The sequence below is a fragment of the Candidatus Epulonipiscium viviparus genome, from assembly GCF_000171335.1.
GTDB lineage: Bacteria > Bacillota > Clostridia > Lachnospirales > Cellulosilyticaceae > Epulonipiscioides > Epulonipiscioides viviparus.
On sequence record NZ_ABEQ01000059.3, the window covers coordinates 1 to 21,051 of the forward strand.

Sequence of the window (21,051 nt, forward strand, 5' to 3'; positions counted from 1 at the left end):
TTAACGAATATAAATTCGATAGCAGCAGTGGGAGAAGTCGGGTTAGTGCAAACTATCCCCGAAGGCATTGCACCAGGAAGTGACGCTGCAAACCTAGCGATTATGGGGTTTGATCCGCGAGTGTATCTAACGGGGAGGGCGCCACTAGAGGCTGCGAGCATGGGGATTGAGATGTCGGATTCTGATGTGGCATTTAGATGTAATGTGGTAACGCTAGCAGGAGCGGGTGCGTATGAAGAGTTGGAGATGGTTGACCATAGTGCGGGAGATATTTCCACAGAGGAAGCGAGAGAGTTGATCAGGGCGATTGATGCGCATTTTGATAAGGCAAAGTTTTATCCTGGAGTTAGCTATAGGCATTGCATGATTGTGGACAAGGGGGATGATAAAACAGTGCTCACGCCACCGCATGATATATTGACGAAGGTGATAGGGGAATATTTGCCGGCGAACAAAGAGATTAGAGAAATGATGAAGGAGAGTTACGAGCTGTTATCTGCGCATTCTGTAAATATTGCGCGAGTGGAGAAGGGATTGAATCCTGCAAACTCAATTTGGATTTGGGGGCAGGGTAAGAAGCCGCAGTTGGCATCGTTTTATGAAAAATATGGAGTGAAGGGTGTTACAATATCTGCAGTAGATTTGATAAAAGGAATCGGAGTCTGCGCGGGATTGGAGGCAATAGATGTGGTGGGGGCAACGGGAACACTGCATACAAATTATGTTGGAAAGGCGTTGGCTGCAATACGAGCATTTGAAGATGGGAACGACTTTGTGTATTTGCATGTGGAGGGGCCAGACGAGTGTTCGCATCAGGGAGATTTGGATGGGAAAATTAAGTCGCTCGAGGAGATTGATGCAAAGATTTTGAAACCGATATTGGATTACTTTTTGGCATCTGGAGAGGATTACCGAGTTTTGGTATTGCCAGATCATGAGACGCCGGTGAGTATGAGGACTCATGCAAGCGGAGCGGTGCCGTATGTATTATATGATAGCACGGCAAAGAAGGAAACTGATAATGCAAAGGTATTTGCTGAAGCAACAAAGTCGGGGCGATTTTTTGAAAATGGGTATCAGTTGGCGGATTATTTCTTTGCCGTTAAATAATAGAATAGCGAGAAAAAAGTATTACCTGATAAAAGAATGTAGAGCATTGAGTAGTTGTAAATTGTGTTCGTGAGTTTTGACGGCAATGCGATAGTAGCTATTATCTAGGCCGATGTAGTTGCTGCAGTCGCGGATCATGATGCCGTGTGGCATGAGCTGGCTAGCTATAGCAATGTCAGTTTTAAATAGAATGTAATTTGCGACACTTTTGAAAACGGTAAATCCTAAATTTGCCAATTCGGTCTCTAAAAATTTGCGCTCCGTATTAATTAGGGCCAGGCTACTGCGGATGTATTCTGGGTCCTCAAAGCAGGCAACTCCAGCTACCTGGGCAACAGTCGATACGCTCCATGGCTGGCCTTGCGCATTGATGGCTGAAAGAATGGAGGGGTTTGAGCATATGCAAAAGCCAAGTCGAATTCCGGCCATGGCAAAAATTTTGGTGAACGCTTTTAGTATTATGACGTTAGGGTATTGTGTAAATTTTGTAACAAAGCTAGAATCAGGTGAGACGAAGTCGATAAAGCATTCGTCGATGATGAGTAGCTTGGCATTTGCGGCGATCTTTTCTAAAAGGGATATGGAGCATAGCTGACCTGTGGGGTTATTGGGATTACAAATAAAGACTACTTTGCCAGTTGCGTATATGGCGATATCATCGTGAACTGCAAAATTGTCTGCTGAAGAGAGGTGATAATGCTCTACAGGAGAACCGGCATTTTTGAGAGCCAGTTCGTATTCTGAAAATGTGGGAGCAAGAACTACTGCCGGAGTAGAATTGAGATAGTATGCAATTTTGAAAATGAGATCGGCRGCACCGTTTCCGAAGAGTATGTGCGCTGCGTTGATGTTATAATACTGTGCAGTAGCTTGAGCGAGAGTTCTGCAATTGGGATCGGGATATGATGAGTATTGGTTTACAGAAGCCGTTATGGCGKTTTGCACAGCAGAGGGAAGCCCTAGAGGGTTGGTGTTTTCTGAAAAATCGAGAGGTTTTTGACCWGTGAGAGCTTCGAAGGTATAAATATCTCCACCRTGAATCATTGYATTGGTTCCTTTCTATTTTATTTCATATATTTATTAGATGCTCTGCGATATTATACTAGATAATAGAAAAAATGAGCATCAAAATGGAAGTGAGATACATTAGCTGGATGGCGCGTTTGATATCGGAGGTTTGAACAGGGCGCAATGAGTTGCCTATTGTGTGTCGGTGAACAACAACGCCATTGTAGGTCGCATCGCCTCCCAATTGTATGCCCAATGCTCCGGCGCAAGCCGCTTCGGTGTGTGCAGAGTTGGGGCTGGCATGTTTTTTGTGATCTCTGATGTAAATTTTGAAGGCATTTTTTGGGTCGAGGCTAAGGAAAGCGGAAGCGGCAATCATAAGCAAGGCGGCTATTCGAGCAGGTAAAAAGTTAGCGAGGTCATCAACTTTTGCGGCGCATTTGCCGAATAGTAAATATTTATCGTTTTTGTATCCGATCATAGAATCCATTGTATTGATTGCTTTATACATAAATGCCAGTGGGGCACCTCCAATGGCCATATAAAATAGAGGTGCAACAACGCCATCGGTTGTGTTTTCGGAAACGGTTTCGATTGTGGCTTTAATAACGCCGTCTCGATCGAGATTTTTGGTATCGCGACCTACTATGTGAGATAAAGCTTTGCGGGCTTCGTTGGGTTTGCCACAAGAAACGGCATCAAATACTCGTAGCGCTGCAGTTTTGAGAGATTTTGCAGCCAATATTTGGAAACAAAAAAAGATGTCGACAGCGAGGGCCACCCATGGATTAAAGGCGTGGAGCACTGCCAAAATGATAAGCGGTACGAAAAATGATATGGAGCATACTATGGCAACGAGATATGCGCCGGCCCTAACTTCATCTGGAATACGTTCTCGCAAATACTTTTCGGTTTTGGTAATTAATTTGCCTATCATAGAAACAGGATGTGGAATATAAGCAGGGTCTCCAAATAGTGCGTCTAGACCAAATGCTATTAAAATTACAAAGTTCATAAATTAGTCCTCCTTAATATCAGACCATCCCAAGAGCATAAGATAGAGTGACCGTTAGCAAGTTGATAGTCATAAAAATTTAGATGCGCAGAGTCGAGAGATTCCATGATTGCCATGACGGTGCCACCATGGCAGACAATTACGATGGTAGAAGAGAGTGGGAGAGCTGCCGTAATTTTAAGAAATGCTGCAACGCATCGAGACTTGAAGGCACCTATGCTTTCGCCACCAGAAGTGTCGTCTATGCCTGCAATAAAGTTGCGATAGTTCTCATTATGCTTTAGTTCGTCATAGGTTTTGTTTTCGAATTTACCAAAATCTATTTCGCGGAGTGCGTCGACTGTAATGTAAGGTGAATTGGGATATAGCAAAAGAGTAGTTTGTAGACAACGTTTTAAGGGGCTGGTAAAGATATGCGTTGGTGTTGCGGGCAAATTAGCGGTAATAGACTGAGAAGCTGGCTGAAATAAGTCTTGATCAGTGGAGCCGATATAACGTTTTTCGTAATTGCCGAGTGTTTTGAGGTGGCGTACAAAGTAGACATTCATAGAGGGCACCTACTTAATCTGTATAGGAATTCCGGCTTCTAGTTTAAAAACCTGAGTTGCCGCGGCAGCGAGTTTGCAGGCAGCTCGACCGACAGCCTCCCGCCATTGCCGTTCTTGCTTATCTAGCGGAATAATGCCGCAGCCAATTTCGGTGCATATAACGACGAGATCGGGCGTTGCGAGTATATCAGCTATGTGGGCATCGATGTCTGCAGAAGTGTTGATCCATTCTCGAACAAGCGATTCAAAGTTGTCTATTATATTGAGATTGAAAGTTTTGGCAAATTCTGTTTTGCCTTGACAAATGCCCCCGGTAATAAAAATCATAAAAAAGTTCCTCCTATGGCTATTGAAAGCGGTAATAAAAGTTCGAGAGAAGAAGTGATAAACCCGGCCAAATCGCCGGTCATTCCTCCAAACTGCTTGGTTGCATATGGAATAAAGATTGCTAAAAAGATTGTACAGACAAGAATCAACAGAAGACCGACATATAAATTGAGAACGCAGATGATGGCAAACAAAATAGCGGTCCATAGCAATAAAGCAAGCACAACAAAAGTATCGGCGGCATTTGCGAAAGTTGCTCCAAGGCCGTCTGGTTTGGCTCGCTTTAGATATAATAATGGGAGTGCGCCAAGAGATCGACTGAGTGCAAAAATAAATGGCACCACTCCGATTAGCTGGTTGTTGGATATAATTTGGCTGTATACTCCAAATAACATAAGTAAGTAAGTGGCTGCAGAAATAATCCCAAAGGCTCCAACGTGAGGGTCTTTGAGAATTGTCAATTTCTTTGCGGGATCACCATATGAGAATGTAGCGTCGCAGGTGTCGATTAGGCCATCAAAATGAATCCCACCAGAAATAATGATGGGTATGAGTAGCAAAACAATTGCGGTAAAGTTTGCGTTAAATCCTGAAAGTAAGTAGTACATGGCATACCAGATTGCTCCGATCAACAGGCCGATTAACGGATAAAAGTAAAAACAATTTTTGAGGGCCTTGTCGGTCCAAGCAACTTGTGGGGTCGGTATGATCGAGTACATAGAAAAGCAAATTATAAAACTGACCATTGCAGATCACTCCTAGGTAGGTATATTTTATATTAATTTGCAAGACTTGGATAGTGGTATTTTAGGGAAGCAGAGGTGAATTGTGGCAAAAAGAGCCTTTTAGTGCAACCGGAATGCCATAGACCACTTCGATTACAGAATCAGCCTTGGCGGCGAAGTATTGATTTAGCGAAGCCAGCTCATGAGTATATTCTATGGTGAGAGGCTCATAGGTGTAGCCATCAGAAAAAACCTTGTTGCTAACCAATATAAAATTTTGGCACTGAGAAGCCATGGAGTTGATGCCGCGCTTGATGTTATCTTCAAAGTTGTCGTAGCTAAAAAATTCGTTGGCAACAAGATTGGAAAGGCACTCGACTAAGATGGTGTGATACGATCTGTCGGCAAACTCTTCTAATTGAACATATTTTTCTAGGGTATCAAAACCTTTTGTAGACCTGAGGTGATGATGCCGAGCGATGCGTTCGATGGCTTCTGATCCAAAAGGTTGCATTGTGGCGACGTATAGCTTTTTCTCTGTAGTGTGAACGCATAGACTTTCGGCATATTCGGACTTACCGCTAGCCGCGCCTCCCAAAATTAATGTGAACATAGATTTTTCCTTTCAGAGTAAATTTTATGATAGGGGCACATATTTTTTGACGTTGATTTGAGCGAAGTTGCTCATCTCGCGGTAGATTTTTAGTGCCATATCAAATAATGGAAATGCCATAGTGGCACCGGTGCCTTCTCCGAGATGCATATCCAAAAACAAAAATGGTTCGAGCCCGATCGCGTCTAATACCATTTTGGTAGCTGGTTCGGATGAAACATGTGTAGCGAACATAAAATCTTTGGCCGCAGGATTAATTCGTGTTGCTAACAATGCGGCAGTCGCAGAAATAAATCCGTCGATTAGGATAGGGATTCTGTGTATCGCGCCACCGAGATATACTCCTACTAGCCCAGCGATGTCGAGACCGCCAACAGCCGAAAGAACGTCAAAAGGATCCGCAGGGTTGGGTTGATGCAATGCGATTGCCTTATTTATTACATCGATTTTATGTAAAAGACCTTTGGTGCTAAGCCCCGCCCCTTTGCCGGTTACAGCGATTGCGTCTGTGCCAAATAATGCTGCAACAATGGCGCTACTGGTTGTGGTATTGCCGATGCCCATCTCCCCAGTTGCAATGAGATTGTATTGTTGCCATTTTAATTTTGCCACTCCGCCGATGCCTACAGATATAGCGGTATTTACTTCGTCGAGAGTCATGGCTCGCTCGACAGAAAAATCGCGAGTTCCATACGCTACTTTTTTGTTAAAAATTTTGGGATTGTCACTATCGGTGGTCATACCTATGTCGGTTACAAAGAGATCTGCCTTTGCTTGTTTACAAAGTATGGCGATCGAAGCTTTGCCATCGGTCATATTCTCGGCAACAATTTTGGTGACATGTTGGCCGGTTTGCGTAACATCTTGAGCCACGATTCCGTTATCGGCGCATAAAACGATTACAGCTTTTTTATTGAAAGTAAAGTCTGCGGTTCCAAAAATCCCGGCACATTTTATAAGTATATCTTCTAATTTTCCTAATCCTCCAAGAGGCATAGCGATATTATCGATGCGTGATTTGGCTAAAGCCATTGCCATTTTGTTCATAGAAATCCTCCTTTATAACAGCAACAGAAGAAGCAGTAACGACAGATAGATATACTATCTGTAACTACTGCTGCTTAAATACATTTTCCATACATTACTACGTTTGTTACATTACTGAACTACATTTTTCATTCGTTATTCGTCATTTTTTGGACTATAGTTGCCAAAAGTAATGATATAGATGGGGTTAGCTGCCATCATTAGATTATAATTACCGACTTCTTTTGTGCGTGCGACAGACATGTGAACTACTTCTCTATAACTAAAAGATTTGGTAAGCTCAATTGCTTGTGTTAATGTTTCTAAAGAGACTACATTAAGAACAAATCGTGTCGAGGCATTTTTGGCCAGAATCGCATCTACAATAGACTTTAGATTGCCAGAGCTTCCACCGATAAAGGCGTGTGTTGGCGCATCTAAGGGCTCTAAAACTGCTGGAGCAACTCCCTCAATGATTTCTAAGTTATCCACATGAAACTTAAATTTGTTTTCTCTAACAGCTGCGATGGCCTTGATATTTTTTTCAATAGTAAATACTTTGCCATTAGGAACGTTGAGTGCGATTTCCACACTAACAGAACCCGTTCCACCTCCGATATCCATAACAATAGAATCGGGAGACAGTTGGAGTTTAGAGAGCGAGACAGCCCTCACTTCGGCTTTTGTCATCGGTACGTTATCCACTCGTACAAATGAGTGATCACATATACCAAAGCGAGTGGTCAGGCAAGCATCATCGTTTACAATTAGTGCGCTTGTTAGTGAATCGAACTTTTTTTGTATCAATTCCAAAGCCGTACCGCTAGTGATAACTTCCTTATTATACGACAAATATTCGCCAATGTAAAGTCTAATTTTGCCAAATCCAAATTTTATTAGCGTTTCGCATAAGTAATGTGCGTCGCGATCGCCTCCCAAGAGTGTAAATACTTTTTTATGATCGCGAACAGCAGAAACAATATTGCAGTTGCCAGCGTGTAGGCTGACTAGTTTTACATCTTGCCAGGGAATTTGTAGCTTGGAGCAGAGGTAAACCGGTGAGCTGATTCCGCAAATAGGAACAACGGTTACTTCGGTAAGGTGGCTAAATAATTTTGTAGCGCCGCTATAAAATCCGATATCTCCAGAAAATAGAACAGCAATGTTTTGGAGATGCGCATGATTAGAAATTATGTCGGCAATCTTTTCGGCATATATTTCAGCAATCATTTTTGTATTGAGAGACTCAAAATTTTTAATTAGACGTGGCGCACCGATGATTAGCTCCGCAGCCGCRATGTGCTCCGAGGCTTCTGCAGTGAGAAGATTGGGATTGCCTAAGCCGCAAGAAATAATGGACACGCGGGTTTTGGTTGTAGCGCCGAATCGTTTGGAGAGCATTTTTGTTGCAGCTGTAAGAGATACCCCCGCTTGTTGCGCAGGCTTGCGAATTACAACGAGGTCTAGGCCCAAGTCGGCTGCGATAGCCACTTTTTCAGCAAATCCACCAACGGCGCCGCCATCCTTCGTAAGCAATATTTTGATATCTAGAGCTTCGATCATCGCCTTATTGAGTTCGTAAGAGAAAGGCCCCTGCATGGCAATGATGTGAGACGGAGGTAAATTTATATTTTGGCAAGCATCGAGCGAAGATGAAATAGGCAATACACGAACAAAAAGTCTGTCTAAAAATCCGCAGTCCGCAAATGAAGAAAGTTCTTTGGATCCAATAGTGGAAAGAATATTGCCAGAAGTGGATCGCAAATAATCAACGGCGCAAGTCATGTCGGGAATAGAAGTGTAAGAATCGATACTGTCTCGATTTACTCGCAGATATTCTGTATTGGTCGCCGAGCAAGCAGTCATGATATTTTCTGTAACAGCAGTGGCGTAGGGATGCGTACAGTCAACTACAATTTCGAAATTTTGCGTTAAGAACAGCGTCGCCATTGCCATGGAGTCTAGGCGTTCGGCAATTACTGTGTTTGCGGTAACGAGGCTTTCGCCATATTCTGTGGCAACGCAAGCTGTAACGTCGACGCCGAGATTGGTGAGGGTTTCAGCTAAGATGCGACCCTCGGTGGTTCCAGCAAATATACAGATTTTGTTTTTCAATATAACCCACACCTTTTCCTATTCATGAGATATTGTATCGGGAAAATTAAACTGGACAACTTTTTTTGCGGCAGCGACCGCAATAGCAACTCCGTGCTTGCAAAATTTTTTGAGAATTAATGGGCCATCACTTCCTCTAACAGCTGCGCGTTCACATACGTTATCAACGCCGGTGACTGATTGTACAAAATYAGAMGAAGTAAATTCACCTGGGGTATTGGCCAATTCTTCTGCAGTAAAAAATGTGATAGGAAAAGTACGGTGTGCACAAAACTGCACTAATCCGGATTCTTGTTCTTTTAGATCGATGGAGCAAACCGAGTGTACCGCCTGGCTGTAGAGATGGTGCGTGGCAAAAGCTTCGTCAAATGCGTCAGAAATTTCGGCAGCAGAAACGCCCTTGCGACACCCAATTCCAACAACAAGATTTTGAGGRATTAAATTTAAGGTAACAGCATAGGGCTTGAAAGATCTGTAACTTACCAAAATTCCGATATCACCGATATCTGCGGAAGTCAGGCTTAGGGGCAATGGATCGGCGAGAGTAATATTTTGAGCAAAGCTGATAGGTATGTTGTTGGTTAAAATCGCGGCAGAAACCTCGCGAGCAATAAGCATCGAGGAAATGTTTAAATTATTTTTGGTGGCAAACACATCTACAGCAAATTTGTTGTTTACATCAGTGGCCGTAGTAATTACAGGAACTGCATCCAATGCGGTAGCAATTGATCTGCAATGGTCGTTGGCGCCGCCGATGTGCCCCGACAAAATGGGAATTACAAACGTCGCCGCATCGTCTATTACAAGACAGGCTGGGTCGGTGGCTTTATTTTGTATACAAGGAGCAATAGATCGAACAGCTATTCCAGCGGCACCGATGAATATAAGTAAATCGGAAGAAGGAAAGATTTCGCGTACCTTTGCGGAGATTCGCTTAGTGGCAGTGAGTCCATATGTAGAGGCAAAGGCTTTGGTTGTGTAGCAAGTAGCAGTTTCAAATAGATTAGCTATTGTTAGGGCGAGTCGACACCCTTGGTCGGAATATGAAAATATATTTACGTGCATGGTAACCTCCTGTATTAGATAATAAAGAATTAATATACACTAAATATATTATGTCAATTTTGCTGCAAAATATGTCGATTCCGTTGGTTATGTTGTGAAAAATTATTGACAAAAAATGTTAATTAGCAAAAAGATAGCAATTGTGTTGCAGCAGATGTGGTACCAACGACGCCAAATTTATCGGTGAACATAATAGCTTCTATCATAATAGGAGTTGTAATAGAGTTGGATATTGAATTAACGCGATGATCCAGATGAAATTTGATTCGTGTCATCACGTTTTCCAAAACTTCAGCGGCGACGCCAGCCTGTGTAATAATAGAAATCATCTGATCGGCAGTGGCGGCATCCAAAAGCGCATTGATAACGGCGGTATCTGCTCCAGCGAGTGCGGCGAATGTGGCAATGACCTCTGCTCGGCAGTCACCAAACTTGGAATGCGTATTAAACATCCCGCAAGCTAGTTTTAGAAATTTGCCTGCATGGCCGATAAGCAAGATTCCTGCAAAACCTTTGTTGGCAGCATAGTCGATGGCTAAACCGATGTAGTTGCTACATTTTATAGCGGTGAAGGTTGCTGTTGCCTTAATAAAATCTTGGCCATAGTTGCCAGGAGTGAGTACCAGATATCGGGTGCCGGCGGCGTAAGCTACATTGATTTCTGCGTAAATTGTATCGATTATAGCATCTTCGCTCATTGGCTCGACAATGCCAGTGGTTCCTAAAATGGAAAGCCCGCCCACGATGCCCAGGCGGCTGTTATAAGTTTTGGTTGCTAGCGCTTCGCCATCGGGAGCAGAAATTATAACGGAGAATCCTTCGGCATAGCCAAACTGTTTTGCAACAGAGCGAGCGGCCGCGGTAATGGTTGCGCGGGGGGTGCTATTGATTGCGGCATTGCCAACAGGTTGATCTAACCCAGCTTTTGTGACTCGGCCGATTCCGACGCCTCCATCGATTGTAACGACAGCTTCAGAGATCTTCGAAACCGTCGCATAAATATATGTTCCGTTTGTGATGTCGGGATCGTCACCGCTATCTTTTTGGATTGCGCATGAGGCAGATGTTGGGGTGATTGTAATATCGTGAACAGGGAGAATTAGCTGCGTACCAGAAGGAGTTTCGACGGTGACAGTTGCGATAGGCGTAGCGGTGAGTAGCATTATAGCGGAGGCCTTTGTAGCGGCGGTGGCGCAGGTGCCGGTGGTGTATCCGCATCGAAGAGATTTTCCAGTTTTTGTTATATGCATGATGTAGTTACCTCGCAATCTGATAGAGTAGCGAATTGATAATAGCTGCAGCTACATTGCTACCACCCTTGCGACCCTTGGCAACGATGTAGGGAACGCCAGATTGCATTATGAGGTTTTTGGATTCAACGACATTTACGAAGCCAACGGGAACGCCGATGATCAGTGCGGGTGTAATTTTGTTGGCAGYGATGAGTTCGTTTAACTTGATTAGAGCAGTGGGCGCGTTTCCGACAGCGTATATAAGAGGCTTTTTGATGAGGCTGGCCTTTTCAACTGCAACTGCGGATCGGGTGAGATTTCTCTCGGTCGCGGTTTGCGCAACGTCGGGGTCGGCAACAAAGCAGAAAACTTCTCCGCCAAGCTTGGCTAAGAGGGGCTTGTTGATTCCGGCCATAACCATTGTCGTATCGGTCACGATGGTTGCCCCTTGCTTTAGTGTGTCGATAGCAATTTTGCAGGCATCGTCGTGGAAGCATAAGTTTGTGGCATAGTCGAAGTCAGCGGTGGTGTGGATAACTCGTTTAACGACGGCCAAATTTTGGGGTAAAATATTTGTGTCGCCTAGTTCGGCGGTGATGATTTCAAGACTTTTGTTTTCGATATCCATAGGKTTCATATTGTTACAACCTTTCTATATTAATAGTAGCGATTGATTATTGAGCGCAGCGGCGGATAAAATTTTTGGCGATGCTGATGTTGGAATAGAAGCTGATGTGTGGAAATCCGGCGTATAAATTTTCGGTTGCATATGCCGCGAGCCAATTTTTACCATTATCTTTGCGAGCCGCGAAAGCAGTGCCGTTGTTATTGCAGTCGTAGTAGTGAAACTCGTGCCCTCTGAAAGATTCTCCAGCTGAGCATAAGATGTTGTTGGTGGTTGCGGTAAATGTGGCGTACCCAAAGCGAGTTAATTTCGTAGTGTTGTGGCACACCCCCTCTAGAGCCGCGACCATGGAAAATCCATCGATTTCAGTAGTGAGATACATAAAGCCACCACATTCGGCGATGGTGGGGCGATTCGAAGTGATCCAGTTTTGGATAGATTTTTTCATGGCGGTGTTTTTTGAAAGTGCCGAAAGATATAACTCTGGATACCCCCCACCCAAGTAGAGGCCCGTCGCATCTTCAGGAATTTTGCTATCGGAAAGCGGGCTAAAATACCGCAATGTTGCGCCCAGCTTTTTAAACAAATTCAACGAATCTTTGTAATAGAAGCAAAACGCGTTGTCTAGGGCAACTGCAATTACGGCGGAGGCAACTGGCTCTATTGCAATGTCATGATATTGGATGGCTGGTGCGTCGGTGGCAGCCGCGATGAGGGCATCGATATCTATAGTGGTAGAGGCAAATTTTCCCAAGTTGGTAAGAGTATCTTTGATATTGGCAAGCTCTGCGGGAGTAACGAGCCCCAGGTGTCGGCTTTCGAGAATTAGATGCGGCGGCAGTTTGGGGAGGTAGCCAAATACAGAAATGCCGAGATTAGTTTCGATCAAAGTTTTTAGATGCGCGTATGTTGTGGAAGAAGTTTGATTTAGGATAACGCCAGCCAGATGGAAGTCGGTTTTATGCTTCGCAAAGCCTTCGATGATGGGCAAGATTGAGTATGCAGTTCCTTTGCAATTGACAGCGAGAATAACGGGGGTGGATGTGATGCGAGCAACGTCATAGCTGGAGCCTTTTGCCGACTGCATTGTGATACCATCATAAAAGCCCATTACACCTTCTATTACAGAAATGTCTTCACTGTTTTCTGCAAGCAATGCGTTCAGAGTGTTCTCATCATAAAAAAATGGGTCCAAATTTGAAGAGGATGTGCCGATAATTTTGCCGTGAAACATGGGGTCTATGTAATCGGGGCCGCACTTGAAAGATGCGGTAGAGATTTTGCGAGAGACGAGTGCCGAAAGAATAGCACATGTGATAGTGGTTTTTCCGCACCCGCTGTTTGTTCCGGCAATTAAAATGCGAGGTATACTTTTTGAGATCATAATGCTATACTCCCTCGTTTAGAATACTGTAAATTAATTCCATGTCAAGTGAATTGCGAACGAGATTAGCAAGTTTGTCGTATTCACGATTTTTAAATTCTGCCATAGGGACAGAGGGAGAGAGCTCTATATCGATTCCCTTGCGATCTGCAAGAGCACTGACAATGGTGGTAACAATGCCTTCGCTATCGAAAATGCCATGCACATAAGTTCCATAAATATTGCCATCAGTGGCGCCGTCAGATCTAACTTTGCCGTTTAGATCAGTTAGCGTATTCATAGCGACGGCTGAGTTGGTGGTACCCATGTGAATTTCATATCCTTCGAAAGTATTGCCAGCAAGTTTAGAAAATATACCTGTGATCTGAGAAATAACTCCAGTAACTCGGGTTCGGATTTTATTTGCTTGAAACACAGTAACAGAATCGATTAGCCCCAAGCCTCTCAAGCTGCCACCGCCCTCAACGCCAAGAGGATCATGAAGCTCGGAGCAGAGCATCTGATAGCCCCCACAAATTGCAAAAATAGCACCTCCAGCTGCAGCGTATCGCACAACTTTTGCCTCGAGACCGCTCTCCCGCAGCCAAAGTAAGTCTGAAATGGTGTTTTTGGATCCGGGTATTATTAGCAGATCTGGTTCCTGAAAATTTTTGGGGCTACTGATATACCGAACCTTGATTCCTGCAAATATTTCGAAGCCGTTAAAGTCTGTAAAGTTAGAAATCTTAGGCAACCGCAATACTGCGATGTCAATATCAGAGATTTGATCATGGAATAAATCTTCTGATAGGCTATCCTCATCATCGATTTTTAATGTAGCAAATGGAATCACTCCAACAACTGGTACGGGAACTAAGTCCTCGATCATATCGATTCCCGGTTGAAGTATTTTGGTATCGCCTCTAAATTTGTTGATGATAGTGCCTTTGATATACTTTTTGTCTTCATCAGTTTGTAGCATGTATGTTCCGTATAGCGCGGCAAATACGCCACCGCGGTCTATGTCTCCAACGATCAAAACTGGAGCTGCCGCAATGCGAGCCATTCCCATGTTGACAATGTCGTTTTCGCGTAAGTTTATTTCGGCTGGACTGCCGGCGCCCTCTATAACGATAATATCATTTTCTGCAGCGAGGGAATTGTATGCCGCTTCTATTGCTGGAATATACGATTTCTTGTTTTTATAATAATGCGAGGCTTTCATATTACCCATCACTTCGCCATTTACAATAACTTGAGAGCCTTTGTCGCTGGTGGGCTTTAAAAGAATTGGATTCATTCTAATGTCGGGTTTTTTGAACGCCGCTTCGGCTTGAACAACTTGAGCCCGGCCCATTTCGAGCCCATCTTCTGTGATAAACGAGTTGAGTGCCATATTTTGCGATTTGAAAGGGGCAACCTTATAGCCGTCTTGAGCAAAGATTCTGCAAAGTGCGGCAGTGACAATGCTTTTGCCAGCGTTAGAGGTGGTGCCCTGTATCATGATTGATTGTGCCATATCGTTAACTCCTATCTAACATATTTATATTGCAGCTCGGATTCGATCTGCCAAAACTGCGGCCAACCGATAATCTACACCGAGAGATTGCCCTAAAGTTATGCGGATATCTGGGTGCGCTGCGCAATATTTTGCAATTGCCTCGGGGATGTCTTCGCGTATGTGAATTCCATCGAATAGGAAATATGGAACTGCAACGATTTCGGAGATGCCTTTTGCGGCCATGGCATCGAGACTTGCAGGAATGCTTTTGTTAGAAAATTCCATAAACGCATAGTCTATTTCAGAGTCTGTTAAATCTTGTTTGAGAATTTCTACGATGGCGGCTACTGTATCCTCCGTAGATTTTGCTCGACTTCCGTGTGCTAAAACTAATATACCTTTTTTCATTAATATTCCTCCTTATAAAATTGATCGATACCCGCGAGGTGTGACAAGTTTATCGCCAACGACTTTGGTAGTGCTATTGCCGATAACAACTGTGGTAAACATATCTACAGAGGCGTCTCGCAGCTGCGCTAACGTCAAAATGGTGCTCTCTTCGCCAACGCGACCTATATTTTTAACGTATCCGCACATTGTATCTCCGGCTATATGTTCCATAACGATGTCGCAGGCCTTCTGTAAAAAATCTTTGCGCTTTTTACTGGAAGGATTATATAGAACGATTACAAATTCGGCTTGTGCGGCAAAACTGAGTCGTTTTTCAATCGTTTCCCATGGTGTAAGCAAGTTGCTAAGAGAGATCACTGCAAAGTCGTGGGTTAGCGGGGCACCTAAAACTGCTGCTGCACTGGATGCTGCCGTAATGCCTGCAATTACCTCGATATCCGTATCGATTTTTAGCTCATGACAAACCTCTATCATTAGCGAGGCCATTCCATAGATTCCAGCATCGCCACTAGAAACCATGGTAACAACTTTGCCATCTCTGGCAGCAACGGCGGCGGCTTTACATCGATCTACTTCTTGGGTCATGGCGGTAGAAAGAAYTTGTTGGTCGCATAGCAAGTGGCGTATCAAATCGATATATACTGTATAACCAGCAACAACGTCAGACGCTGCGATGGCCGCGAGTGCTTTGGGGGTGATTTGTGAAGCTTCTCCGGGTCCTAATCCTACTATATAAATCATAAAATTATCCTTTCGGTTGATTTGTGGCTTGGCGATATTCGTGGCTAAAGTTTTTGTCGTACAACTTAGAGAGTTCATAATCATTGCCGAGAACATTGCCGACGATAATTAAAGCGGTCTTGGTGATGTGATTTTCTTGTGCGCAAGTGGCAAGGTCGCCGACGGTTGTGCGAAAGATTTTTTCGTCTGGCCAAGTTGCCTTATATACGATTGCGGCCGGGGTGGCTTTGGGGTATCCGCCAGCAATTAATTCGTCGACGAGTTGAGTAACTAATGAGGATGTGAGAAAAAGAACCATCGTGGCTTGGTGCGTGGCAAGGGAGCGAATGTTTTCCTTTTCGGGGACAGGAGTTTTGCCTGCCATGCGTGTTAAGATGACGGTTTGGCTGACTGCAGGTAGGGTGTATTCAGCATTTAATGAAGCTGCAGCTCCGCAAAATGAGCTAACTCCGGGCACAACCTCAAATTCTATGCCATTTTCTGCCAAAAGATCCATCTGCTCTTTGATAGCGCCATAAATACTGGGATCTCCGGTGTGTAATCGAACAATAGTTTTCGCGGTGTTTTCTGTTAATAGGGCAACAACTTCTTCGAGCGTCATAGAGGCACTGTTGTAGATGTCGCATGTGCTTTTGCAATTGTGTAATAATTGGGGGTTAACTAGCGAGCCAGCATAGATGACAGTATCGGCTTCTTGTAGTAATCGAGCACCTTTTACTGTTATTAAATCTACTGCACCAGGGCCGGCGCCAACAAAATATACCATAATTTATTTCTCCTTTATAACGATTACAGAAAAGTAGCTACTAGAATCCACAGCTCGTAGATCCGTATAAATTTTTTCGTTTTCCATAAAGCAACATTCTACCATCTGCGCCTGATCGATCTGCCCCGACTCTGCTAGTAAATTAACGACGCCAGCAAGATCTTTGCCGCTTTTCATAAGTACTTTGGTGCCAGATAATTTCAGCATCTGCTCGGTATTTGCATATGAGGCGGGGATGATGTGTAGCGGGTCTGCCTTGTCGCATAGTGAGATATTCAATTTACCTGCAACCGCACAAAACGAAGGTATACCGTTGATGATTTCGCAGTTGTATCCTTGGGCCAATACCAATCGATGAATATACATATAAGTGGAATAAATTGTGGGGTCGCCGAGTGTGATAAAGGCAACATTGGCACCAGATTTTAACTCGGAGATGATGGTGTTGGCTGCAGCTGTATGAGCAGAAGCGAGAGAAGCTTCATCGCGAGTCATGGGGAGATGGCAATATATTTTTTCTTTATGCGTAATGTATTCTTGAACTATTTTGTAAGCAGTTTTTTCGCCACCGCTGTCGGGGACAACGATTTTGTCTGCCATTGTGAGCGTTTCGATTGCTAGCAGGGTGAGGAGGCGTTTGTCGCCAGGACCTACACCCACGCCGTATAATGTTCCTGGCATAGGGATCTCCTTTGGGGTTATAATTTTTGTAGGTGCTGCGGATAATATGTTATATGCAACATTCCAGATTGATCGGTCCATACATTCGAATCCACTTCATATAGATCCTTTATATTTTGGGACGTTATGATTTCGGCGGGTGTGCCAGATAATAGCATTTGCCCATCTTTCATGGCGTAAATATAGTCGCAATACATAGCAGCAATGTTTAGATCGTGAATAGCTGCAAGCACCGTAATATCGAGGCTTTTTACTATGTCCAATAGCTGCAGCTGATACTTGATATCTAAGTGATTGGTGGGTTCATCTAATATAAGACAGGGGGTTTGCTGAGTTAAGGCACGAGCCAAAATGACCCGTTGTTGTTCACCACCAGATAGGGTATTGAAGTTGCGGCCCTTAAAATGATGCATCCCGACTTTTTTTAGGCAGTCATCTACAATCTGAAAATCTGATGCGGTATCAGTTTCTAGACGTCGCTTATGCGGATTGCGGCCCATCAAAACGACTTCTTCTATTTTGAAATCAAAGTTATAAAAATTATGTTGAGAGACGACAGCCAAACGCTGTGCGGATTGCTTAACAGAAAGAGAGCTTAGCGATTCTTGATTGAGAAAGACCGCGCCGTTTGTAGGTTTTAGCACTCTATAAATGCACTTTAGCAGAGTAGATTTGCCGCTACCGTTTGGGCCGATGACTCCGACAAATTGTTGTGGTTTAGCAGTTAGAGAGATGTTGTTTATGATGCTGCGCCCATCGATGGTAACGCCAACTTTGTCAGCTGAAATATTCATTAGTTGTTACCTCCAAATCCGTATGATTTCTTTGCCATTAAATAAATGAAGCACGGCGCACCAACCATAGATATCAAAATTCCGATCGGCAACTCGTTTTGGGGAATGATGATGCGAGATAATACATCGGCCCATACCAATAATAATGCCCCAGCAAGTGCAGAAATAGGAAGTAGCTTTTTGTGATCGGTACCAACCAAAAATCTGACAAAATGTGGAATAATGAGTCCGACAAACCCTATCATTCCAGATGCATAAACTATGAAGCCGATCATCAATGCGGAGATTAATAAAAATAAGTTGCGATACCGATGTAATTCGGTGCCTAGCGTGACGGCAACTTCATCTCCAAGCAACATTAGATTTAGGATTCGATGTTGCGACCACAAGAAAATTGTACAGAGAAAAACTATTGGCAAAACGACAGCGATGACACTCCATTCGGCACCGGCAAGGCTACCCATCAGCCAATATGTGATGCTCATCATTCCTTCTTTGTCATCTGCAAAATATACGATAAAGCTAGAAAAGGCGCTACAAAGGGAGCTGAGAGCCATGCCGGAGAGAAGCAATTTGATGGAGTTACTTCTGCCACCAATATTGGATAATACAAGAACCATCATTGAGACAGCAAAAGCGCCGATGCACCCCATAACGCCTAAATAATTGCTACCAAAAGCCGAGCCGACGCCGAGCAATGCGGCAGATGTAGCCCCCAAAGATGCGCCAGATGAGACACCCAAAATATATGGATCAGCAAGAGGGTTTCGCACAACGGCTTGCATGACAACTCCAGAAACGGCGAGACCCATTCCAACTGCAATGGCCAAAATAAGGCGAGGCAATCGAATATAAATGATGATATCGCGAATAGCACTGTGATTGATTTGGGAGCTAAGTTCGTTGACTATTACTTGATAGACATCTTCGATAGGAATAGAGGTGGAGCCGATGGTAACAGCAACTAAAATCGAAGTAACTAGCAATACAGCGAGGAAGATTAGTAATGCAATGTAGCCTGAAGTTGATTTGAGTAAAGTAATTTCTTTCATGATAGCCTCTCCCTAATTTGTGGCTTTTGGATATAACCCTGCAGAAAAAATTTTGATGCCGTCGAGAGTGCGAGGGCCGCTAGCATACATATCGCCTAGCATAACGGGATGAATTCGATTATTTTTGATAGCATCTAAAGAAGCAAAGGCGGGGTCGAGTAAAAGTTTATTGAGTACGATTTCAGTTGCAACATCGGTAGTGTCGGCCTCAGAAAACGGGAGGTAACAGAGAAAAATGACATCGGGATTGAGGGCAACGATTTCTTCTTTGGAGATATTTCCGTGATTTGGAGCAAGTAAAGTTCCGCCTAATGAAGTGATCATATCGCCGCCAAGAGAAGTTACACCATAATTCATAATATTTCCTTCATAAAATTCGATGAGTAACGCAGTTTGAGAAGGCATATCGGCAGCCGCGTCCAAGGCAGCTTCGATTTCATATTGCATAGAGTCTACTAGTGCAGTAGCAGCTTCATTTGCGTTAAAAATTTTACCAATATTTAGGATATCGGTGTATTCTTTAGAAAGAGTTCTGGGACGTCCGCCGGCTCTGGTGTTGGAGTTTATGTAAGTATTGATGTTTCGATCGTGCCAAAAGTCAACATCCTTAAGYTTTTTATCAGAAAATATCGATCCCCATGCAAATATMAGRTCGGGTTGAAGACTTAAAACAGTTTCCGTATCAGGTGAAAACATATTTTCGTTATACTTCATCAAAGCGAGATCGTCTTCCCACTCAGGTTTTATGGCATTGTCTAGGCCGTAAGATGCGATAACATGATCGGTTAGGCCGAGGGCAATCATAGTTTCTATCGAACCTTGATATATAGCGAGTACGCGATTTGGAGCTTCGTTGAATGTGAGGGATACTTCTTCGCCAGCATAGTTGTAGTTGGTGATGGTGATGGGGTAATAGTCGCCAGAGGCAGAGGTGGTGGGAGTATCTGCAGGGGATGTGGTTGCGCATCCGGCTAGGGTAGCAGTAGAAAAGATCGATATTGCAGAAAATAAAACGGATTTAAAAATGGGTTTCATTGCTAAAGTCCTCCTAATTGTTTTTGTGTATGCAGGCATAGAAAAAGAGGCGGATCTTCTTTCCCAAAATTCGCCATCAAAAATATTTAGCAGGTATCCTGACTTATGATATATGCAATAGCCGTGCAACGAAAGCCTTCCGCAAAATGAAAGAGCGTGGCAAATTTTCGATGCTTCATCAAATACAGTAGAGGAAGCTGTTTTGGACTTTCACCAAATTCCCGTGTACTAAATATTGGTTAAATGCATTGTAATATTTTTTTAATTAGTTGTCAATAATAAAATTTTAAGTCTTGAGTAAAAGCGGGGGAATTAAAGCACCAATCAAATTGTCCACGCCCGGTCAGCGGAAGCAAGTGCCCATCAAATTTTGTGTCGGTATATTGCGAAAACCATTCGTTAAGCTTGTGCGTTAAGTCGTTTTGTATTTGCGCATACTCAGGCTGTCCGTAGAGATTGGTTGTCTCGTCGGCATCTGCAGCTAAATCATAGAGTTCAGAATCTAGATCGTTGTATCGATATACGAGTTTAAATTGATCGGATCGGATCATGCGAACGAAACCATATTCATCAAACATAAACACATTGGTATGCTGCTGATTGGAACCAACAAGATGCGGAAAAAAGCTGTGCCCGGGTTGGAGAGGTTGGCTTTTGTAGGATATGCTAGCGATGTCCATAATGGTTTGAAAGATGTCTAGATGGCTTGCGGTTAGAGAAGAAACTGTGTTGGAGTTTTTGATAAAAGGAGCGCTAATAATAAACGGAACCTTTACAGAAGAGTCATACATATTGGGAGGGTAGGTGCCATTGCCCTTGCCCCAAACGCCATGTTGTCCGAGATTCATTCCGTTATCGGCAGTGAACATAACGACAGTGTTATCTGCTAGATCGTTAGCTTCGAGGAAGTCTAAAATTTTGCCAACGTTGTGGTCCATCGCGGTAATGGCGGCATAATAGCCAGTGAGGCAAGAGCGTCGTTTTGCAGGAGTATCGCCTATCGCACAAGTGTTGATTTGGTTTGGATGAACGGGAAGTTCGGGAGTTGAAGTGAAGTCGCAATTGTCGTACTGGGAGATAAATTTGGCTGGATGCTCGCTGTGTGTCCAAGGCGTGTGAGGAGCAGTGTAATGAACACTTAAGTAAAATGGTCGAGTATCATTTTTAAATTCAGCTAAAAAATCGAGAGCGCGGTTGGTGATGGTATCGGTGACATATTCGGTGCTTTGGTAAAATTCGCCATTTTCGCAAATGTCGGCGTCGTAGTAATTGCAGCCGCCGTGCCCGAGTGCAAACCA

General features: G+C 43.7%; 22 protein-coding genes and 1 riboswitch. Of the genes, 1 reads left to right on the forward strand and 21 read right to left on the reverse strand.

Going from position 1 to position 21,051, the window contains the following annotated elements:
• Nucleotides 1-1,110, forward strand: a 1,110-nt coding sequence (locus EPU_RS08600) for a cofactor-independent phosphoglycerate mutase (RefSeq protein ID WP_010168469.1), incomplete at its 5' end; no start/stop codon positions are given.
• A 21-nt stretch (nt 1,111-1,131) separates the two neighbouring features.
• Here the strand turns inward: EPU_RS08600 and EPU_RS08605 are convergent.
• From EPU_RS08605 to EPU_RS12085, 21 genes are all read right to left on the reverse strand, one after another.
• Complete coding sequence (locus EPU_RS08605; protein ID WP_029488276.1) at nt 1,132-2,154, reverse strand: pyridoxal phosphate-dependent aminotransferase; 1,023 nt, start codon at nt 2,152-2,154, stop codon at nt 1,132-1,134.
• A 58-nt stretch (nt 2,155-2,212) separates the two neighbouring features.
• Entirely contained in the window at nt 2,213-3,133 is a 921-nt protein-coding gene (gene cbiB / locus EPU_RS08610) for an adenosylcobinamide-phosphate synthase CbiB (protein WP_010168473.1), read from the reverse strand.
• Entirely contained in the window at nt 3,130-3,681 is a 552-nt protein-coding gene (locus EPU_RS12075; RefSeq protein ID WP_010168475.1) for a histidine phosphatase family protein, read from the reverse strand. The genes cbiB and EPU_RS12075 overlap by 4 nt, the downstream gene beginning before the upstream one ends.
• Before the next feature lie 9 nt (nt 3,682-3,690).
• Nucleotides 3,691-4,008 carry a bifunctional adenosylcobinamide kinase/adenosylcobinamide-phosphate guanylyltransferase gene (locus EPU_RS08620; protein ID WP_010168476.1) on the reverse strand — a complete coding sequence of 106 codons (318 nt, stop codon included), beginning with the start codon at nt 4,006-4,008 and terminating at the stop codon, nt 3,691-3,693.
• A complete protein-coding gene (locus EPU_RS08625; RefSeq protein ID WP_010168478.1) occupies nt 4,005-4,754 on the reverse strand; it encodes an adenosylcobinamide-GDP ribazoletransferase in 750 nt (249 codons plus the stop codon). Before EPU_RS08625 ends, EPU_RS08620 begins: the two co-directional genes overlap by 4 nt.
• A 61-nt stretch (nt 4,755-4,815) precedes the next feature.
• Nucleotides 4,816-5,346: a bifunctional adenosylcobinamide kinase/adenosylcobinamide-phosphate guanylyltransferase gene (locus EPU_RS08630; RefSeq protein ID WP_010168480.1), complete on the reverse strand. Its 531-nt coding sequence runs from the start codon at nt 5,344-5,346 to the stop codon at nt 4,816-4,818.
• Between the two features lie 24 nt (nt 5,347-5,370).
• A complete protein-coding gene (gene cobT / locus EPU_RS08635; protein ID WP_010168482.1) occupies nt 5,371-6,393 on the reverse strand; it encodes a nicotinate-nucleotide--dimethylbenzimidazole phosphoribosyltransferase in 1,023 nt (340 codons plus the stop codon).
• Between the two features lie 135 nt (nt 6,394-6,528).
• Nucleotides 6,529-8,487, reverse strand: coding sequence for a bifunctional cobalt-precorrin-7 (C(5))-methyltransferase/cobalt-precorrin-6B (C(15))-methyltransferase (locus EPU_RS08640; protein WP_052296496.1), 1,959 nt, complete (start codon nt 8,485-8,487; stop codon nt 6,529-6,531).
• An 18-nt stretch (nt 8,488-8,505) separates the two neighbouring features.
• A complete protein-coding gene (locus tag EPU_RS12080; RefSeq protein ID WP_044149915.1) occupies nt 8,506-9,552 on the reverse strand; it encodes a cobalt-precorrin 5A hydrolase in 1,047 nt (348 codons plus the stop codon).
• Between the two features lie 122 nt (nt 9,553-9,674).
• Entirely contained in the window at nt 9,675-10,802 is a 1,128-nt protein-coding gene (gene cbiD / locus EPU_RS08650; protein ID WP_010168488.1) for a cobalt-precorrin-5B (C(1))-methyltransferase CbiD, read from the reverse strand.
• Between the two features lie 7 nt (nt 10,803-10,809).
• The gene (locus EPU_RS08655) at nt 10,810-11,421 is read right to left on the reverse strand and encodes a precorrin-8X methylmutase (protein ID WP_010168489.1); all 612 of its coding nucleotides are present in this window, start codon (nt 11,419-11,421) and stop codon (nt 10,810-10,812) included.
• Nucleotides 11,422-11,458: 37 nt separating this feature from the next.
• Complete coding sequence (locus tag EPU_RS08660) at nt 11,459-12,793, reverse strand: cobyrinate a,c-diamide synthase (RefSeq protein ID WP_010168491.1); 1,335 nt, start codon at nt 12,791-12,793, stop codon at nt 11,459-11,461.
• A 4-nt stretch (nt 12,794-12,797) separates the two neighbouring features.
• Nucleotides 12,798-14,291, reverse strand: a complete 1,494-nt coding sequence (locus EPU_RS08665; protein WP_010168492.1) for a cobyric acid synthase — start codon at nt 14,289-14,291, stop codon at nt 12,798-12,800.
• A gap of 24 nt (nt 14,292-14,315) precedes the next feature.
• Nucleotides 14,316-14,681: a sirohydrochlorin chelatase gene (locus tag EPU_RS08670; protein ID WP_010168493.1), complete on the reverse strand. Its 366-nt coding sequence runs from the start codon at nt 14,679-14,681 to the stop codon at nt 14,316-14,318.
• 12 nt (nt 14,682-14,693) lie between these two features.
• A complete protein-coding gene (gene cobJ / locus EPU_RS08675) occupies nt 14,694-15,425 on the reverse strand; it encodes a precorrin-3B C(17)-methyltransferase (RefSeq protein ID WP_010168494.1) in 732 nt (243 codons plus the stop codon).
• 4 nt (nt 15,426-15,429) lie between these two features.
• On the reverse strand, nt 15,430-16,191 hold the full coding sequence (cobM, locus tag EPU_RS08680; RefSeq protein WP_010168495.1) for a precorrin-4 C(11)-methyltransferase: 762 nt from the start codon (nt 16,189-16,191) through the stop codon (nt 15,430-15,432).
• 3 nt (nt 16,192-16,194) lie between these two features.
• Entirely contained in the window at nt 16,195-16,872 is a 678-nt protein-coding gene (cobI, locus tag EPU_RS08685) for a precorrin-2 C(20)-methyltransferase (RefSeq protein WP_010168496.1), read from the reverse strand.
• 17 nt (nt 16,873-16,889) lie between these two features.
• Nucleotides 16,890-17,666: an ABC transporter ATP-binding protein gene (locus EPU_RS08690; RefSeq protein WP_010168497.1), complete on the reverse strand. Its 777-nt coding sequence runs from the start codon at nt 17,664-17,666 to the stop codon at nt 16,890-16,892.
• A complete protein-coding gene (locus EPU_RS08695; RefSeq protein WP_010168498.1) occupies nt 17,666-18,718 on the reverse strand; it encodes a FecCD family ABC transporter permease in 1,053 nt (350 codons plus the stop codon). The genes EPU_RS08690 and EPU_RS08695 overlap by 1 nt, the downstream gene beginning before the upstream one ends.
• A 12-nt stretch (nt 18,719-18,730) precedes the next feature.
• Nucleotides 18,731-19,753: an ABC transporter substrate-binding protein gene (locus EPU_RS08700; RefSeq protein ID WP_029488278.1), complete on the reverse strand. Its 1,023-nt coding sequence runs from the start codon at nt 19,751-19,753 to the stop codon at nt 18,731-18,733.
• A gap of 71 nt (nt 19,754-19,824) precedes the next feature.
• Nucleotides 19,825-20,001: riboswitch (cobalamin riboswitch) on the reverse strand.
• Between the two features lie 24 nt (nt 20,002-20,025).
• Nucleotides 20,026-21,051, reverse strand: a 1,026-nt coding sequence (locus EPU_RS12085; protein ID WP_010168504.1) for a sulfatase family protein, incomplete at its 5' end; no start/stop codon positions are given.

What these genes read in the sequence shown, in the direction of transcription:
- EPU_RS08665 (WP_010168492.1), bottom strand. Translation starts at nt 14,291, where the DNA reads ATGGCACAATCAATCATGATACAGGGCACCACCTCTAACGCTGGCAAA.
- EPU_RS08695 (WP_010168498.1), bottom strand. Translation starts at nt 18,718, where the DNA reads ATGAAAGAAATTACTTTACTCAAATCAACTTCAGGCTACATTGCATTA.
- cobM (WP_010168495.1), bottom strand. Translation starts at nt 16,191, where the DNA reads ATGGTATATTTTGTTGGCGCCGGCCCTGGTGCAGTAGATTTAATAACA.
- EPU_RS08630 (WP_010168480.1), bottom strand. Translation starts at nt 5,346, where the DNA reads ATGTTCACATTAATTTTGGGAGGCGCGGCTAGCGGTAAGTCCGAATAT.
- EPU_RS12075 (WP_010168475.1), bottom strand. Translation starts at nt 3,681, where the DNA reads ATGAATGTCTACTTTGTACGCCACCTCAAAACACTCGGCAATTACGAA.
- cobI (WP_010168496.1), bottom strand. Translation starts at nt 16,872, where the DNA reads ATGCCAGGAACATTATACGGCGTGGGTGTAGGTCCTGGCGACAAACGC.
- EPU_RS08690 (WP_010168497.1), bottom strand. Translation starts at nt 17,666, where the DNA reads ATGAATATTTCAGCTGACAAAGTTGGCGTTACCATCGATGGGCGCAGC.
- cbiB (WP_010168473.1), bottom strand. Translation starts at nt 3,133, where the DNA reads ATGAACTTTGTAATTTTAATAGCATTTGGTCTAGACGCACTATTTGGA.
- EPU_RS08620 (WP_010168476.1), bottom strand. Translation starts at nt 4,008, where the DNA reads ATGATTTTTATTACCGGGGGCATTTGTCAAGGCAAAACAGAATTTGCC.
- cbiD (WP_010168488.1), bottom strand. Translation starts at nt 10,802, where the DNA reads ATGCATATAACAAAAACTGGAAAATCTCTTCGATGCGGATACACCACC.
- EPU_RS08670 (WP_010168493.1), bottom strand. Translation starts at nt 14,681, where the DNA reads ATGAAAAAAGGTATATTAGTTTTAGCACACGGAAGTCGAGCAAAATCT.
- EPU_RS08660 (WP_010168491.1), bottom strand. Translation starts at nt 12,793, where the DNA reads ATGATCTCAAAAAGTATACCTCGCATTTTAATTGCCGGAACAAACAGC.
- EPU_RS08625 (WP_010168478.1), bottom strand. Translation starts at nt 4,754, where the DNA reads ATGGTCAGTTTTATAATTTGCTTTTCTATGTACTCGATCATACCGACC.
- cobT (WP_010168482.1), bottom strand. Translation starts at nt 6,393, where the DNA reads ATGAACAAAATGGCAATGGCTTTAGCCAAATCACGCATCGATAATATC.